The 16,607-nt window shown below is 68.3% G+C and carries 13 protein-coding genes and 1 pseudogene; 10 read left to right on the forward strand and 4 right to left on the reverse strand.

The genetic code is table 11. The annotated features are described in order from the left end of the window. The first annotated feature begins 58 nt into the window (after positions 1-58). The 7 genes and pseudogenes from SKC42_RS03610 to SKC42_RS03640 all read left to right on the forward strand — a co-directional run bounded on the left by SKC42_RS03610 (position 59) and on the right by SKC42_RS03640 (position 8,712). Positions 59-2,086 (forward strand): prolyl oligopeptidase family serine peptidase, encoded by a 2,028-nt coding sequence (locus tag SKC42_RS03610; RefSeq protein WP_330962925.1) that lies wholly within the window; start codon positions 59-61, stop codon positions 2,084-2,086. A 30-nt stretch (positions 2,087-2,116) separates the two neighbouring features. After that, complete coding sequence (locus SKC42_RS03615) at positions 2,117-2,428, forward strand: hypothetical protein (protein WP_330962926.1); 312 nt, start codon at positions 2,117-2,119, stop codon at positions 2,426-2,428. A 76-nt stretch (positions 2,429-2,504) separates the two neighbouring features. Continuing rightward, positions 2,505-2,758, forward strand: a pseudogene (locus tag SKC42_RS03620) (crotonase/enoyl-CoA hydratase family protein); the annotation flags it as partial. A 65-nt stretch (positions 2,759-2,823) separates the two neighbouring features. Beyond that, positions 2,824-3,285, forward strand: coding sequence for a DUF5078 domain-containing protein (locus SKC42_RS03625; protein WP_330962927.1), 462 nt, complete (start codon positions 2,824-2,826; stop codon positions 3,283-3,285). 426 nt (positions 3,286-3,711) lie between these two features. Then, a complete protein-coding gene (locus tag SKC42_RS03630) occupies positions 3,712-4,158 on the forward strand; it encodes an MmpS family protein (protein WP_330962928.1) in 447 nt (148 codons plus the stop codon). Continuing rightward, the gene (locus SKC42_RS03635) at positions 4,155-7,025 is read left to right on the forward strand and encodes an MMPL/RND family transporter (RefSeq protein ID WP_330962929.1); all 2,871 of its coding nucleotides are present in this window, start codon (positions 4,155-4,157) and stop codon (positions 7,023-7,025) included. The genes SKC42_RS03630 and SKC42_RS03635 overlap by 4 nt, the downstream gene beginning before the upstream one ends. Positions 7,026-7,035: 10 nt before the next feature. After that, on the forward strand, positions 7,036-8,712 hold the full coding sequence (locus SKC42_RS03640) for a cytochrome c biogenesis protein DipZ (protein ID WP_330962930.1): 1,677 nt from the start codon (positions 7,036-7,038) through the stop codon (positions 8,710-8,712). On the opposite strand, the gene SKC42_RS03645 is transcribed toward SKC42_RS03640, so the two are convergent. Then, a complete protein-coding gene (locus SKC42_RS03645; protein ID WP_330962931.1) occupies positions 8,699-9,574 on the reverse strand; it encodes a hypothetical protein in 876 nt (291 codons plus the stop codon). The genes SKC42_RS03640 and SKC42_RS03645 overlap by 14 nt on opposite strands. A gap of 9 nt (positions 9,575-9,583) precedes the next feature. Continuing rightward, the gene (locus tag SKC42_RS03650) at positions 9,584-10,096 is read right to left on the reverse strand and encodes a mycothiol transferase (RefSeq protein WP_330962932.1); all 513 of its coding nucleotides are present in this window, start codon (positions 10,094-10,096) and stop codon (positions 9,584-9,586) included. Between the two features lie 63 nt (positions 10,097-10,159). On the opposite strand from SKC42_RS03650, the gene SKC42_RS03655 reads away from it, so the two are divergent. From SKC42_RS03655 to SKC42_RS03665, 3 genes are read left to right on the forward strand one after another with little or no spacing between them, the layout of a single operon-like run. Continuing rightward, the gene (locus tag SKC42_RS03655) at positions 10,160-11,899 is read left to right on the forward strand and encodes an N-acyl-D-amino-acid deacylase family protein (protein ID WP_330962933.1); all 1,740 of its coding nucleotides are present in this window, start codon (positions 10,160-10,162) and stop codon (positions 11,897-11,899) included. Positions 11,900-11,937: 38 nt separating this feature from the next. After that, positions 11,938-13,353, forward strand: a complete 1,416-nt coding sequence (locus SKC42_RS03660; protein ID WP_330962934.1) for a PPE family protein — start codon at positions 11,938-11,940, stop codon at positions 13,351-13,353. Between the two features lie 18 nt (positions 13,354-13,371). Next, a complete protein-coding gene (locus SKC42_RS03665) occupies positions 13,372-13,770 on the forward strand; it encodes a pyridoxamine 5'-phosphate oxidase family protein (protein WP_330962935.1) in 399 nt (132 codons plus the stop codon). 45 nt (positions 13,771-13,815) lie between these two features. On the opposite strand, the gene SKC42_RS03670 is transcribed toward SKC42_RS03665, so the two are convergent. Together SKC42_RS03670 and groL are read right to left on the reverse strand one after the other, a co-directional pair. Beyond that, positions 13,816-14,652: an endonuclease domain-containing protein gene (locus SKC42_RS03670; protein WP_330962936.1), complete on the reverse strand. Its 837-nt coding sequence runs from the start codon at positions 14,650-14,652 to the stop codon at positions 13,816-13,818. A gap of 151 nt (positions 14,653-14,803) precedes the next feature. Continuing rightward, on the reverse strand, positions 14,804-16,429 hold the full coding sequence (groL, locus tag SKC42_RS03675; protein ID WP_330962937.1) for a chaperonin GroEL: 1,626 nt from the start codon (positions 16,427-16,429) through the stop codon (positions 14,804-14,806). Positions 16,430-16,607: the final 178 nt, after the last annotated feature.

The following is a 16,607-nucleotide window of genomic DNA, read 5'->3' on the forward strand; positions in this document are numbered from 1 at the left end:
GACTCCTTGTTCCACTGTGTAATACGGCTCACACTACCGCCGGAGACAGAATGGCTCCATGACGTCGCAAGCCCCCGCCTCCCCCGACGACCCCTACCTGTGGCTGGAAGAAGTCACCGGCGACGAGCCACTGGACTGGGTGCGGGCGCGCAACGAACCGACCCTCGCCGAATTCGGCGGCCCGGAGTTCGAGCGCATGCGCGCCGAGGCGCTCGAGGTGCTCAACACCGACGCCCGGATCCCGTACGTAACCCGTCGCGGCGAATACCTGTACAACTTCTGGCGCGACGCCGAGAACCCGCGCGGGTTGTGGCGACGCACCACCCTGGACAGCTACCGCACCGACTCCCCGGACTGGGACGTGCTGATCGACGTCGACGAGCTCGGCCGCGCCGACGGCGAGAAGTGGGTGTGGGGAGGCGCGCGGGTGATCGAACCCGACCACACCCGCGCATTGATCGGGCTGTCCCGGGGTGGTTCGGATGCGACCATCGTCCGGGAGTTCGACATGGCCACAAGGCAATTCGTTGTCGACGGGTTTGCGCTGGCGGAGGCCAAATCCTACATCTCCTGGGCCGATCCCGACACCACCATGGTCGGCACCGACTTCGGACCCGGCACGCTCACCAATTCCGGGTATCCGCGGGTGATCAAGCGATGGCGCCGGGGCACCCCGCTGAGCGCCGCGGAGACGGTGTTCGAGGGCGCCCCCGACGACGTCATGGTGACGGTGGCGGTGGACCGGACGCCCGGATTCGAGCGCATCCTGCTGTCCCGCGCCGTCGACTTCTGGAACGAAGAGGTCTACGAGCTTCGCGGCCCGGAACTCATCCGCATCGACACGCCCACCGACTCCAGCGTGTCGATCCACCGCGAATGGTTGCTCGTCGAGCTGCGCACCGACTGGTACCTCGGCGAACGGAGCTATCGAGCGGGTTCGTTGCTTGCGGCGAATTACGAGGAGTTCCTTTCCGGCACGGCGAACTTTCGCGTCGTCTTCGAACCCGACGAGCACACCGCCCTGTACCAGTACGCCTGGACCAGGGACCGCCTGCTGATCGTCACCCTGGCCGACGTCGCCAGCCGGGTCGAGGTAGCCACACCGGGAGACTGGAAGCGTAAGCCGCTTGCGGGCGTTCCGGCCGCGACCAACACCGTCGTCGCCGCGGCCGACGACCTGGGTGACGAATTCTTCCTCGATTCCAGCGGTTTCGTCACGCCGTCGCGGCTGATGCGCGCCGCCGGCGACCTCCGGCTCGAGCAGGTCAAATCCGCACCCTCCTTCTTCGACGGCGAAAGGTTCTCGGTCACGCAGAATTTCGTCGCGTCGGAGGACGGCACACCGATCCCCTACTTCGTGGTGCGCCCCAACGACGCCGACGGTCCGGGCCCCACCCTGCTGTACGGCTACGGGGGATTCGAGTCCGCCAACACGCCGGGTTACAGCGGGGTGATGGGCCGGTTGTGGCTGGCCCGCGGGGGCACGTACGTGCTGGCCAACATCCGCGGCGGCGGCGAGTACGGACCGGGCTGGCACACGCAGGCGATGCGCGGGAACAGGCACAAGGTGGCCGAGGACTTCGCCGCCGTGGCAACCGATTTGGTGAACCGCGGCATCGCAGACGTCGCGCAGCTCGGCGCCCAGGGTGGCAGCAACGGCGGCCTGCTGATGGGCATCATGCTGACGAAGTACCCCGAGAAGTTCGGGGCGCTGGTGTGCAGCGTGCCGCTGCTCGACATGAAGCGCTATCACCTCCTGCTCGCCGGCGCCTCGTGGATGGCCGAATACGGCGACCCCGACAACCCCGACGACTGGGCGTTCATCTCCGAATACTCGCCCTACCACAACATTTCGGCGACCCGCGAGTATCCGCCCGTGCTGTTCACCACGTCGACCCGCGACGACCGGGTGCATCCGGGCCACGCCCGGAAGATGGCCGCCGCCCTTCAAGCCGCGGGTCACCGGGTTTTCTACTACGAGAACATCGAGGGCGGCCATGCCGGCGCGGCCGACAACGAGCAGGTCGCCTTCAAGTCGGCGCTCACCTATTCGTTCCTGTGGCGGATGCTGGGCGCGCCCCGATAAACCGGCCCGACAGAACCTAAGATCATCGACGTGTCCGCGACCGAACGCATCGAACTCACCTTGCTGGTGACCGGCTTGATCTGCATCGCGGCCGGGGCGACCCAGGCGCGCTTTCGCTACATCTCGCACCGCCGCGCGGGCCGACGGTACTACTGGACGACGTCGGCGCTCGGCGTCGTCTGCTTCGCGGTCGGGGTGGGCAAGCTCTGGCCGAACGCCATCCTCGCCGCGGCCTTCTTCACCGCCATCATCGTGGGCTCGGCCTACCTGATGACTCCCTACCTCAAGATCAACGGTCGCATCTACGCCTCGAACCCGGAAGACCGCCAGCCCGACCCGTAGGCCGCCCGGCTATGCCCGACTTCGAGACCCTGCCTTACACGGCGAGCGGGACCCCGCGGTCAAGGTCATCGTGCTGCGCGTCGCCGAAATCGCCGCCGAGCTGTCGCGAATCCCCTTGTCGCAGTTGCAGGCCCAGAAGCTGATCGTGAACCAGGCCTAGGAGAACACGGGCGGGGCGAGCACCCGGACCCTGGGCGGGATCCTCGACGGACTGATGCGCAACACCCCCGACGCCCTCGAGTTCATCACGCCGGCCGAGTCCCGCGGCAGGCGCCGCCGGAGCTGCGACCCGACCCGAGCCACGTCATCATCCCTGATCAGAAAGGATAGTGAGCTGGGCTACGAATTGGCGCTCGGGCTCTACTTCGGGGCCGGGAAGTGCTACGGTTACAACTATGTCTCGGCTGATTTCTAGCCTGCGTGCAGGCGCACTTTTCCTCGCCCTCGGCGTTGCCGCCACGGCCCTGCCCAGCACCGCTCGGGCCGACTCGACGGAAGACTTCCCGATCCCACGCCGGATGATCAACACCGACTGCGACGCCGAGCAGATCCTGGCCGCCACCCGGGACACCAGCCCGGTGTACTACCAGCGGTACATGATCGACTTCAACAACCACCCGAACGTCCAGCAGGCGACGATCGACAAGGCGCACTGGTTCTACTCGCTGTCGGCCGCGGACCGCCGGAACTACTCGGAGAACTTCTACCCGCCCCTGGGTTCCGGCGGCGACCCGCTGTGGTTCGCCTGGCCGAACCACATGAAGATCTTCTTCAACAACAAGGGTGTCGTCGCCAAGTCCACCGACGTGTGCGACCAGTACCCCAAGGGCGACATGTCAGTCTGGAACTGGTCCTAGCTTTCCCGGCGCAGAAGCTTGAGTGTGCATTCCGGGCGTCAAGTGCGCTTTGAGAGCGGAAGTATCGGATGATTCGCGTTCTGGGTTGCACAGTCGAGTCCCTGAATGCACGGTCGAGAACGCCCGGCCTCCTGACTCAGTAGCGCGGCGCAGCCGGAACCCGTCGGCGGTGAGCCCTGCGGCGGCAGCGTCATGCGGATATTGCGCACGGTAACGCCTCCGTTACGCACGTGATATGCGTTACACTCCTGGGTGCGCAACGGAAGCGTCGACGGTCCGGTCCGGGCGGCCACACGGACATGGTTTACTTAGGCAAGCCTTGGCTGCCTTGGGGGCCGTGTCGCGCGCGCCGCGAGGCGGCGCCGCCCTCCGTAGCCGACACATTCGAGCGGCCGGCCGGACCGTCCGCCGGCGCACTGCCAAGCGGTGAGGGGACGGGAGATTTTCAGGTTTCTGTCGCGGTTCTGGATCCCGCTGGTGGTCCTGGCTGTGGTCGCCGTCGGGGGCTTCATCGTGGACCGGGTGCACGGTTACTTCGGTTCCGGCAAGCGGGAGTCGTACGCCGACAGCAACCTGCAGAACCCCAAGCCCTTCAACCCCAAGCGGATCACCTACGAGGTGTTCGGGCCCGCGGGTACGGTCGCCGACATCAGCTACTTCGACGTCAACGCCGATCCGCAACGGGTGGACCAAGCCCCGTTGCCGTGGACCCTGCGCATCACCACGGACAAGGCCGCCGTAATGGGAAACCTTGTGGCACAGGGCAATAGCGACAGCATCGGGTGCCGCATCACGGTGGACGACGTGGTGAAGGCCGAGCGGATCTCCAACGAGGTCAACGCGTACACGTTCTGCCTGGTGAAGTCCGCGTGAGCGCCCCCGCTCCGCACGCCGAGCGGCCGCTGTTCGCGCGTCTCATCCATACCTTCGCGGTGCCGATCATTTTGTTCTGGGTCGGCGTCGCCGTCGCGATCAGCGTCCTCGTCCCCTCGCTGGAGGTGGTCGGGCAGGAGCGGTCGGTCTCGCTGAGCCCGACCGACGCGCCGTCGTTCGTGGCGCTGAAGCGCATCGGTCACGCCTTCCAGGAAGGGGAGACCGACAGCTCGGCGGTGGTGGTGTTGGAGGGGGACAAGCCGCTGGGCGACGACGCTCATAGGTTCTATGACGTGTTGATCCGCAAGCTGCGGGCGGACAAGACGCACGTGCTGAGCATCCAGGATTTTTGGGGTGATCCGCTGACGGCGGCGGGCGCGCAGAGCAACGACGGTAAGGCCGCGACGGTCCAGGTGAACTTGGCGGGTAATCAGGGGGAGCCGCTGGCCAATGATTCGGTGGAGGCGGTCCGCAAGATCGTGGACGGCGCGCCGGCGCCGCCGGGGGTGAAGGCTTATGTCACCGGGGTGTCGGCGCTGGCCGCGGACCTGCACCACAGCGGCGACAAGTCGATGGTGCGGATCACCCTGACGACCGTCGCGGTCATCCTGATCATGCTGCTGTTCGTCTACCGGTCGATCGTCACGGTCTTGCTGTTGCTGGTCACGGTGGGTTTCGAGTTGACCGCGGCGCGTGGGGCGGTTGCGTTGATGGGGCATAGCGGCCTGATCGGGTTGTCGACGTTTGCGGTGTCGCTGTTGACGTCGTTGGCGATCGCGGCGGGCACCGATTACGGGATTTTCATCATTGGGCGCTACCAGGAGGCCCGGCAGGCCGGCGAGGACAAGGAAGCCGCGTTTTACACGATGTATCGGGGGACGGCGCATGTCATCCTGGGTTCGGGGTTGACCATTGCCGGGGCGACGTTCTGCTTGAGCTTCGCGCGCATGCCGTACTTCCAGACCCTGGGCATCCCGTGCGCGGTGGGGATGCTGGTGGCCGTGGCGGTGGCGCTGACGCTGGGGCCCGCGGTGCTGACGGTGGGCAGCCGGTTCGGCCTGTTCGACCCCAAGCGGCTGCTGAAGGTCCGCGGCTGGCGGCGGGTTGGGACCGCGGTGGTTCGCTGGCCGCTGCCGATCTTGGCGGTGACCTGCGCGGTCGCCCTGGTGGGGCTGCTCACGCTGCCCGGCTACCAGGCCAACTACAACGACCGCGAGTACTTGCCGGACTTCATCCCGGCCAACGAGGGGTTCCTGGCCGCCGACCGGCACTTTTCCCAGGCCCGGATGAAGCCGGAATTGCTGATGATCGAGTCCGATCACGACCTGCGCAATCCCGCCGACTTCCTGGTGCTCGACAAGCTCGCCAAGGGCGTGTTTCGGGTGCCGGGGATCTCGCGGGTGCAGGCGATCACCCGGCCCGACGGGACGCCGATGGACCACACGTCGATCCCGTTTCAGATCAGCATGCAAAACGCCGGTCAGCTGCAGAACATGAAATACCAGCGCGACCGGATGAACGACCTGCTCAAGCAGGCCGACGAGATGACCCGGACGATCACCACGATGCAGCGCATGTACGACCTGATGACCAGGCTGGAGGGCGTCACGCACAAGATGGTCGGCGACACCGAACAGATACAGCAGATCACCAACCAGCTACGTGATGAGATCTCCACCTTCGACGACTTCTTCCGGCCGATCCGCAGCTACTTCTACTGGGAGCGGCACTGCTACGACATCCCGCTCTGCTGGTCGATCCGGGCGATCTTCGACGCGCTCGACGGCGTCGACGAGATCGACGAGCGGCTCAACGTCCTAGTCGGTGACATCAAGGAGCTCGACCGGCTGATGCCGCAGATGGTGGCGCAGTTCCCCACCATGATCGAGACCATGGTCAACATGCGGACCATGATGCTCACGATGCACAGCACCATGTCGGGCATCTTCGACCAGATGGACCAGATGAGCGACAACGCCACGGCCATGGGCCACGCGTTCGACGCGGCCAAAAACGACGACTCGTTCTACCTGCCGCCGGAGGTGTTCCACAACGCCGACTTCAAACGCGCCATGAAGAACTTCCTGTCCGCCGACGGGCACGCGGCGCGGTTCATCATCTTGCATCGCGGTGACCCCGCCTCGGCCGAGGGCATCGCCAGCATCGACAAGATCCGCACCGCGGCCGAGGAGTCACTCAAGGGCACCCCACTCGAAGACGCCACGATCTACCTGGCCGGCACGGGCGCGGTGTTCAAGGACATCTCCGAGGGCGCCAAGTGGGACCTGGTCATCGCCGGCATCTCCTCGCTGTGCCTGATCTTCATCATCATGCTGATCCTCACCCGCGCACTGGTGGCCGCCGCGGTGATCGTCGGCACGGTCGCGGTCTCGCTGGGCTCCTCATTCGGGCTCTCGGTGCTGGTCTGGCAACACGTCCTCGGCATCCAACTGCACTGGCTGGTGCTGGCCATGTCAGTCATCGTGCTGCTGGCCGTGGGCTCGGACTACAACCTGCTGCTGGTCTCACGGTTCAAACAAGAAATCCACGCCGGCCTCAAAACCGGCATCATCCGATCAATGGGCGGCACCGGCAAAGTCGTCACCAACGCCGGCCTAGTGTTCGCCTTCACCATGGCCTCCATGATCGTCAGCGACGTACGCGTCATCGGCCAAGTCGGCACCACCATCGGCCTCGGCCTACTCTTCGACACCCTCATCGTGCGCGCATTCATGACCCCCTCCATCGCCGCACTACTCGGCCGCTGGTTCTGGTGGCCCATACGCGTACGATCCCGGCCGCCACGGATCCCCGCCCGGCCGGCCGAACCACAGCCGCGGGACTCGTCGTTCGCACTGAGCGACTAAACCGGTAGTCATGCAGACCATCGCCCTGATCGGGTTCCTCGGCGGCCTGATCACCGGGATCTCGCCGTGCATCCTCCCGGTGCTCCCGGTGGTGTTCTTCTCGGGCGTCGGCGTCGGCGTCGGCGGCGGCAAGGACGCGACGCCCGCCTCCCGCCCGTACCTGGTGATCGCCGGGTTGGTCTGCAGCTTCAGCGTGGTGACCCTGGCCGGCTCGAGCCTGCTCTCGGCGCTGCACCTGCCCCAGGACGCGATCCGCTGGGCTGCGCTCGTGGCGCTCACCGTGATCGGCCTGGGCCTGATCTTCCCGCCGCTGCAGCGGTTGGTCGAGCGGCCGTTTGCTCGCATCCCGCTGCGGGAAACGAAAAGCGGCCGAAGCGGATTCGGTCTCGGGCTGACCCTGGGCGCCCTGTACGTGCCCTGCGCGGGCCCCGTGCTGGCGGCCATCGTGGTCGCCGGCGGCACCGCATCGATCGGGGTGCCGATCCTCGTCCTCACCGCGACTTTCGCGGTCGGCACGGCGCTGCCGCTGCTGGCGTTCGCGCTGGCCGGGCGGGGCGTGACCGAACGCGTCGCCGCGTTCCGCCGCCGGCAACGCGCGATCCAGGTCGCCGGCGGCGTGGCGATGATCGTGCTGGCCGTGGCGCTGGTCTTCAACCTGCCGGCGGTGCTGCAGCGCGCCGTCCCCGACTACACGACCGCCATGCAGCGGGGGATCGGCGCGAACAACATCCGCCACGAGCTCAACCCCGGACCCAAGGGCCAACTCGCCGACTGCACCGACGGTGCCGACCAGCTGCAGCGGTGCGGCCAGGCGCCCCCGATCACCGGGATCACCCAGTGGCTCAACACCCCGCCGATCGAACCGGCGTCCCTGCGCGGCAAGGTCGTCCTCATCGACTTCTGGGCGTACTCGTGCATCAACTGCCAGCGCGCCATCCCGCATGTCGTCGACTGGTACAACCGCTACCGCGACGACGGACTCGTCGTCATCGGCGTGCACACCCCCGAGTACGCCTTCGAACGGGTCCCGGCGAACGTCGCCAGCGGCGCCGCGGACCTGCACATCACCTACCCCGTCGCGCTGGACAACGACTACGCGACCTGGAACAGCTTCGGAAACCTGTACTGGCCGGCCGAGTACCTCATCGACGCCAACGGGACGGTCCGGCACACCAAGTTCGGCGAGGGCGACTACGACGTCACCGAGAGGCTGATCCGCGAGTTGCTCACGAGCGCCAACCCGAACGCACGCCTCCCCGGCGCGACGCACACCGAGGACACCACCCCGCGCACGCGGCTCACCCCGGAGACCTATCTGGGCGTCGACCGGGCCGTCAACTACGGCGGCGGCGCCGACTACAAGAAGGGCACCGCCACGTTCGGCTACCCCGCGACACTGCCCGACGACCGGTTCGCCCTAACCGGCCGGTGGACGCTGGACGACCAGGGCGCCACCGCCGACGGGCCCGGCGCCGCCATCCGGCTCAACTACACGGCCAAGGACGTCTACGTCGTGGTCGGCGGCACCGGGACGATCACGGCGAACCGGGGCGGGAAGACCACCACGACGGCGATCGGCGGCCCACCCACCCTGCATCAGGTCGTCGCCGACCCCGCCGCGGGCCGCGACCAGCTCGACCTGCAGGTCAGCCCCGGCCTGCAGGTCTTCTCGTTCACGTTCGGCTAGCCGTCCCGTCCGCCGGCTTTCGGCGCAGGCCAGCCGCGACCGCGGCGAGGACGCCGACTCCCACCAGCGCTCCGCCCGCGACCAGCGTCAGGTTCAGCCAGTGGTGCAAACCGACCTCGGCGTGCCCGATCATCACGTCGGCGATGTCGCGCAGGTCGCCGGTGGTCAGGTTGAGCGCGCCGTTGACGTATCCACGGCCCACCTCGATCCCGGCCCAACCCACCGCGCCGACGAGCAGCGCGGACACCCCCAGGCTGCTGAGCGCCTTGCCGCGGCTGCGCGCCGCGGCCAACGTCAGCAACGCGCAGCAACCGGCGAGCGCCGCCGCGCCCGCACTCGCCCACGGCCCCCAGGTGGCGAACCGGCTCAGCCGGCCCTGCCGCCACGAGCGCGGCAGCGACTCGGTGACCGGGACCGCCAGGGTATCGGGGACGGTCACGTGGTGGCGGCTCAGCAGCGCCGCGATGGCGCCGTCCTTGAGCATCGGGGCGAGGTCGATGACCCACGGTTCGCCACCCAAGCCGGCACCCGGGTCGGTGAACAGCCAGCTGTGCACCGCCCGGTTGGCCTGGGCGAACAGCGCGGGGAACGCGCGGCCGGCGGTGAAGGCGCTGGCGGCGGCGTGCACCTCCGAGACGTCGAGCGCGTAGCGGGCGCCCCGTTGGTTGGCGAGCGCCATGGCGCGGGTGGTCAGTTCGGACGCCATCGCGGATTGCAGGGCCGGGTCGCCGGCCGCCTCGCGGGCCAGCGCGGCGTAGCCGTCGGAGTCGACGACGTGAAGCTGGGCCCACGCCGCGGGGATCGCCGCGGCCAGGGCGACCGTGGCGGCGAACCATAGCACCGTCGCCACCGCAAACCGCACCGCGCGAACCTAGCGAATTCCCCGCACGTACGCGGCCTGACCGAGGTGCTGGGCGCAATCGTCGATGATGCTGACCAGCCGGGCGCTGGCGGTCACCGGAGGATCCCAGTTGTCGTCGACCACGCGGGCCAGCTCGTCGGCGGTCACGCTGGCGACGTATTCGAGCGTGAACTTGTGCACGGCGTGGTAGTAGCCGGACAGCAGGTCCGCGGGCCCGTGCACCTTCGCCACCTCGTCGGGCCCGTGCCCGTATCCGGTGTCGTTGCGCGGCAGGTCCAGGCCGAACCGGTCGACCCATCCGTCGCGGGTCCACACCTGTTCGACCCCGGCGACCTGCGCCAGCTGGATGTCCTGCACCCGCGCGCTGTGCCAGAGCAGCCACGCGATGCTGTTGGCGCCGGGGGCGGGCCGGTAGTCGGACACCTCGTCGGTCAAGCCGTCGGTGAGGTCGTCGACGTGCTCGATCAGCCGGGTGAACGCGTCGCGGAGCAGTTCCTGCACGGTCTGGTCGGGGCTTGCCATACCTGCGACAGTACGGACAGCCGGCGCCTGGCACGACCCCGCCACCGGTCGTAAATTGTTGGGATGGCTTACGACCTGATCATCCGCAACGGCACCATCGTCGACGGGCTGGGAGGTGAGCCGTACGTCGGCGACGTGGCGGTGAGTGACGGCGTCATCGCCGCGGTGGGTCCCTCGATCGACTCCGGCGGCGCCGCCCGCGAGATCGACGCGACCGGGCTGCTGGTCACGCCCGGCTTCGTCGACCTCCACACGCATTACGACGGTCAGGCGATCTGGTCGGAGCGCCTCACGCCGTCGTCCGCGCACGGCGTGACCACGGTGGTGATGGGCAACTGCGGGGTCGGCTTCGCGCCGTGCCGCCAGTCCGACCACGACGTCCTGGTCGACGTGATGGCCGGGGTCGAGGACATTCCGGGCGTCGTCATGACCGACGGTCTGCCGTGGACCTGGGAGACGTTCCCGGAGTACCTGAATGCGCTGGAGGCGGGCAAGCGCGACATCGACGTGGCCGCCTACCTGCCTCATTCCCCGCTTCGGGTGTACGTGATGGGTCAGCGGGGGGCGGACCGCGAGCCGGCCACCGCCGATGACCTGGCGAAGATGCGGGCGCTGGCGAAGGAAGCCATCGAGGTGGGCGCCCTGGGTTTCGCGTCGTCGCGGCTCACCATCCACAAGACGGAGAGCGGCTCGCCGATCCCCAGCTACGACGCCGCCCGTGAGGAGATCGAGGCGATCGCCCGGGGCGTGGTCGACGGCGGCGGCCTGCTGCAGTTCGTGCCGGACATTCCGGCCGGCGGCTACCAGCCGGTGCTCCAGACGGTGTTCGACGTCGCCGAGGACGTCGGGCTGCCGGTGACGTTCACGCTGGTCGTGGCGAACTCCGGCGACCCGACGTGGGAAGACGCCATCACGATGGTCGAGAAGGCCAACACCAACGCGGGCGGCGAGGCCAGGGTCACCGCGCAGCTGCTGCCCCGGCCGATCGGGCTCATCATCGGGCTGGAGCTGAGCGCCAACCCGTTCGTGCTGTATCCCAGCTACCGCGAGATCGCGCACCTGCCGCTGGCCGAGCGGGTCGCCGAGATGCGCAAGCCCGAGGTGCGCGCCCGCATCCTGGCCGACAAGCCGGGCCACGGGCACCCCATCCTGTACGTGGCGCAGGCGTGGGACTGGATTTACCCGCTCGGCGACGTGCCCGACTACGAGCCCGACCCGTCGACGTCCATCGCCGCCCGGGCGCGGGCGCGCGGCGTCAGCCCCATGGAGGAGGCCTACGACCGGCTGCTCGACGACGACGGCCACGCGACCCTGCTGGTCGCGACCAGCAACCTGCCGAACAACTCCCTGGACACCGTCGGCAAACTCCTGCACCGCGACGACGTGGTCCTGGGTCTGGGCGACGGCGGCGCCCACTACGGGATGATCTGCGACGCCAGCTACTCGACGTACTTCCTGACGCACTGGGCCCGCGACCGGAAGGCGGGCCGGTTCACGGTGGCCGAGGCCGTCCGCGAGCTGACGTCCGCGCCGGCCCGCGTCGCCGGGCTCGGCGACCGCGGCCGCATCGCCGTCGGGTACAAGGCCGACCTGAACGTCATCGACCATGCCGCCCTGCGCCTGCACAAGCCGGTCATCTCCTACGATCTGCCCGCCGGCGGCCGCCGCTTAGACCAAAACGCCGACGGATACGTGACAACGGTCGTTTCCGGCGCAATAATCGCCGAAAATGGCATCCCCACCGACGCCCGTCCGGGCAAGTTGGTACGGGGACGACGACCCATTCCCGTACCTGCCCGATAACGCCACGAAGGGCCACCCATCCCGGTTAAGTTGGGTCAGTGACGAACCCGCATTTTGCGTGGTTGCCGCCAGAAATCAACTCGGCACTCATCTTCGCCGGTCCGGGAGCGGCGCCGCTGCTTGCTGCGGCCGAAGCCTGGGACGGGCTGGCCGAGAATCTGGCCTCGTCGGCATCGTCGTTCTTCTCGGTGACCTCGGATCTCGTCAACGGCTCGTGGCAGGGCGCGTCGGCGACGGCGATGATGCAGGTCGCCACCCAGTACGTGACCTGGCTGACCGCGGCCGCGGCCCAGGCCGAGGCTGCGTCCACCCAGGCCGCGGCCATCGCGGGAGCCTTCGAGGCCGCCCTGGCGGCCACCGTGCAACCGGCGGTGGTCGCGGCCAACCGCGCGCTAGTGCAGGCCCTGGCCGCCACCAACTGGTTCGGGTTCAACATCCCCGCCATCATGGACACCGAGGCCGCGTACGAGGCGATGTGGGCCGCCGACGTGGCGGCCATGTTCGGATACCACGCCGACGCGTCGAACGCCGCCGCGCAGCTGGCGCCATGGCAGGAGGCCCTGCAAAAGCTCGGGTTCTCGTTCAGCAATGGGCAGATCAGCTGGGGCCCGGTGCCGTTGACGCCCGGTGGGTCGAACTTCGGGATGGGCAACAGCGGCACCCAGAACGTCGGATCCGGAAACTCCGGCAACAATAACTTCGGCTTTGGCAACCTGGGCAATAACAACTTCGGCTTCGGCAATACCGGTAACAACGATTTCGGCATCGGATTGACCGGCAATAACCAAATCGGCTTCGGTGGTTTCAATTCCGGGACCGGCAACATCGGCTTGTTCAACTCCGGCAACAACAACATCGGCTTTTTCAACTCCGGCTCGGGGAACTTGGGCATCGGCAACGCCGGCTTGTCCAACACCGGCGTACTGAACTCGGGGACGGTCAACACCGGCTTCTTCAACTCCGGCACGGCCAACACCGGCTTCTTCCAGGAGAACGGTCTGGCCGCCTCCGGCGCCGCGGAGTCCACCCCGTTGACCGCTTCCCACTACCTCACCGGCGGCGCGGGTGCGGCCAATCTCAGCTCGGGCCTGCTCAACTCGGTCGCGAACACCGGCGGCGTCACCGGCAGCCTCTCGTCGCAGGCGTTGCTCAACCCGCCGGCGGCCCCGACCCTCGGCGGACCGGGTGACGCGAGCGCCATCGCCGGAACCCTCGAGTCGCGCGGCGCGGCGGCGGGCGTCGCAGCGGCGGCCGGCGGGCCCACCCCCATCCCGCCCGCCCTGCGCACCACGACGTCGGCCCCCGGGCCCGTCGTCCCCGCGGCGAACGACGCGGCCTTCCGCAACCCGGCGGTCACCCGCGAGCCCGGCATTCCCAGCTCGGGCTTCTTCCCCAAGGACCGGACGCCGGACGCGCCGACCCCGGGCACCAGGGAGCCGTTCCTCCCCGAATAGCGGCCTATCCTCGAAGCCATGCGCGCCAAGAAGAAGGTCGACCTGGACCGGCTCGCCGCCGCCCTCCCCGACTACCCGTTCGCGTATCTGATCACCGTTGACGACGGCTATCGCGTGCACACGGTGACCGTTGAGCCGCGACTGCGCGATGGCTCGGTGCTCGACGTCGGGGCCATCGGCGGCCGCACCCGCGAGAACCTGGCACGGCGCGCCGAGGTCACGCTGCTGTGGCCGCCGCGCGAGCCCGGTGGGTATTCGCTGATCGTCGACGGTGCGGCCGAAGTCTCCGGTGACGACGCCGGCCGCTTGAACGTCGTCCCGAGCCGCGCGCTGTTGCACCGCGACGCCGACCCCGACTCCCCGGAGGCGGCCAAGGGCTGCCTGCACGACTGCGTGGTGTTCTCCCTGCCCGCCTGACGTCTGCGCCGAGCGTGGGCCCTGTGGACGTCCCGGGGCCGGATCTCATCCAAAGGCCCCACGCTCGCGGAGCTTCGTGGCCACCCGCTCGACAATCGCCTCGGGCCGGCGTGCCAGCATCTCGGCGCTCACCCTGACCACACACCAGCCGGCCGCTTCCAGCAGCGCGATTCGCTCGATGTCCCACGACCGCTGATAACGGTCCACCCAGTGCTGGATGCCGTCGTACTCGACGGCCACCTGCCACTCGCGCCAGCCCATGTCGACCCGAATCCGCAGCTCTCGGAACTCGATCTGCGTCTCCGGCTTGGGCAGTCCGGCATTGACCAGCACGAGTCGCAGCCTGGTCTCCTGCGGCGACGCCGCCCCGCCGTCAGCCACGCCGAGCGCGGCGCGCAGCCGCCGGACGCCACGCGTCCCGGGGTGCCGGTCAGCCACTGCGGCGACGTCCACCGGCTTGATGCCCGTCGCATTGAGCAACGCGTCCAGGACCGGTACCGACCTAGTGACGGGCAGGCGGCGGCCGATGTCGAATGCGGTCCGCGCCGCGGTCGTCAGGCGCATTCCCCGCCTGATGTGCACCTCGTCATCGGCCAGCCGATCGCTGTGGACGACGATGCCGGGCTGAGCGTGCCGGTCGGCGCGGGCGATCTCGGCGGGGGCGGCGCCGTCGAGCCATCTCGTGCCGAGCACCGCGGCGGCCGACACGCCGGCCAGCGTTGCACCCGTCGACAGCCACGCGGCCCGCGCCTTGAGGTCCGCCGTCAGTTCCACGTCGCGGGCGATGTACACATCGCGGAACACCGGGCGATAGCGGGTGCGCAACTGGTTGCGGGTGAGGGCGCCGCCGCTCAGCGCTTCGCTGCCGAGAAACGGGTGCATGCCGGCATGTTCGCTGCCACCGCCCCGCCATGTATGCGCCGAGCGTGGGGCCTGTGGACGAAATTCGAGGTGTGGACGTACCTGGGCCCCACGCTCGGCGCACGAAAAAGCCCGGCTTGCGCAAGGCAAGCCGGGCTCTCTCGTTGACTTTCTAGAAGTCCATGCCGCCCATGCCACCGGTCGGGTCGCCCGCGGGAGCGGCCGCCTTCTCCGGCTTGTCGGCGACGACGGCCTCGGTCGTCAGGAACAGCGCCGCGATGGACGCCGCGTTCTGCAGCGCCGAACGGGTCACCTTGACCGGGTCGGCAACGCCGGCCTTGAGCAGGTCCTCGTACTCACCGGTCGCGGCGTTCAGGCCGGTTCCGGCGGGCGAGTTGCGGACCTTCTCGGCCACCACACCAGGCTCCAGACCACCGTTGAAGGCGATCTGCTTCAGCGGAGCCTCGAGCGCGACGCGCACGATGTTGACGCCGGTCGCCTCGTCACCGGAGAGCTTCAGCTCGTCCAGGGCCGGGGCGGCGTGCAGCAGGGCCACGCCACCACCGGCGACGATGCCCTCCTCGACGGCCGCCTTGGCGTTGCGGACCGCGTCCTCGATGCGGTGCTTGCGCTCCTTGAGCTCCACCTCTGTGGCGGCGCCGGCCTTGATCACCGCAACACCGCCGGCCAGCTTGGCCAGGCGCTCCTGCAGCTTCTCGCGGTCGTAGTCGGAGTCGCTGTTCTCGATCTCGCTGCGGATCTGGGCCACCCGCCCGGCGATCGCGTCGGTGTCACCGGCGCCCTCGACGATGGTGGTCTCGTCCTTGGTGACGACGACCTTGCGGGCCTTGCCGAGCAGCGCGACGTCGGCGCTCTCCAGGGACAGGCCGACCTCTTCGCTGATCACCTGACCACCGGTGAGGATCGCCATGTCCTGCAGCATCGCCTTGCGGCGGTCACCGAAGCCGGGGGCCTTGACCGCCACCGACTTGAAGGTGCCGCGGATCTTGTTCACGACCAGGGTGCTCAGGGCCTCGCCCTCGACGTCCTCGGCGATGATCAGCAGCGGCTTGCCGGCCTGAATGACCTTCTCCAGCAGCGGCAGCAGGTCCTTGACCGTCGACACCTTGGAGCTGACCAGCAGGATGTAGGGGTCCTCGAGGACCGCTTCCTGACGCTCGGCGTCGGTCACGAAGTAACCCGAGATGTAGCCCTTGTCGAACCGCATGCCCTCGGTGAGCTCGAGCTGCAGGCCGAAGGTGTTGGACTCCTCGACGGTGATGACGCCCTCGTTGCCGACCTTGTCCATCGCCTCGGCGATCAAGTCGCCGATCGACTGGTCACCGGCCGAGATGGCCGCGGTGGCAGCGATCTGCTCCTTGGTCTCGACCTCCTTGGCCTGCTTGAGCAGGGTCTCGGTGACCTTCTCGACGGCCTTCTCGATGCCGCGCTTGAGGCTCAGCGGGTTGGCGCCGGCCGCGACGTTCCGCAGGCCCTCTTTGACGAGCGCCTGGGCGAGCACCGTGGCCGTCGTCGTGCCGTCACCGGCGACGTCGTCGGTCTTCTTGGCAACTTCCTTGACCAGCTCTGCGCCGATCTTTTCGTACGGGTCCTCCAGCTCGATCTCCTTGGCGATGGACACACCATCGTTGGTGATCGTGGGGGCGCCCCACTTCTTCTCCAGGACGACGTTGCGGCCCTTGGGACCCAACGTCACCTTTACCGCGTCGGCGAGGGCGTTGAGCCCCCGCTCGAGGCCGCGACGGGCCTCTTCGTCGTACGCAATTGTCTTGGCCATTGCGAAGTGATTCCTCCGGATTGGGGATGACTCCTGGTGACCACGTGCGGGCCACCATTACTTACGCTGGCCGGGTGCAGTGCCCGCGACGGACGACCAGACTGGTCTCACCGTCCCGACCTAGCACTCAACGGTCGCGAGTGCCAACGTCATTCTTAGCACTCGCCTATGCCGAGTG

It is taken from the genome of Mycobacterium sp. 050134, from assembly GCF_036409085.1.
Taxonomy (GTDB): Bacteria; Actinomycetota; Actinomycetes; order Mycobacteriales; family Mycobacteriaceae; genus Mycobacterium.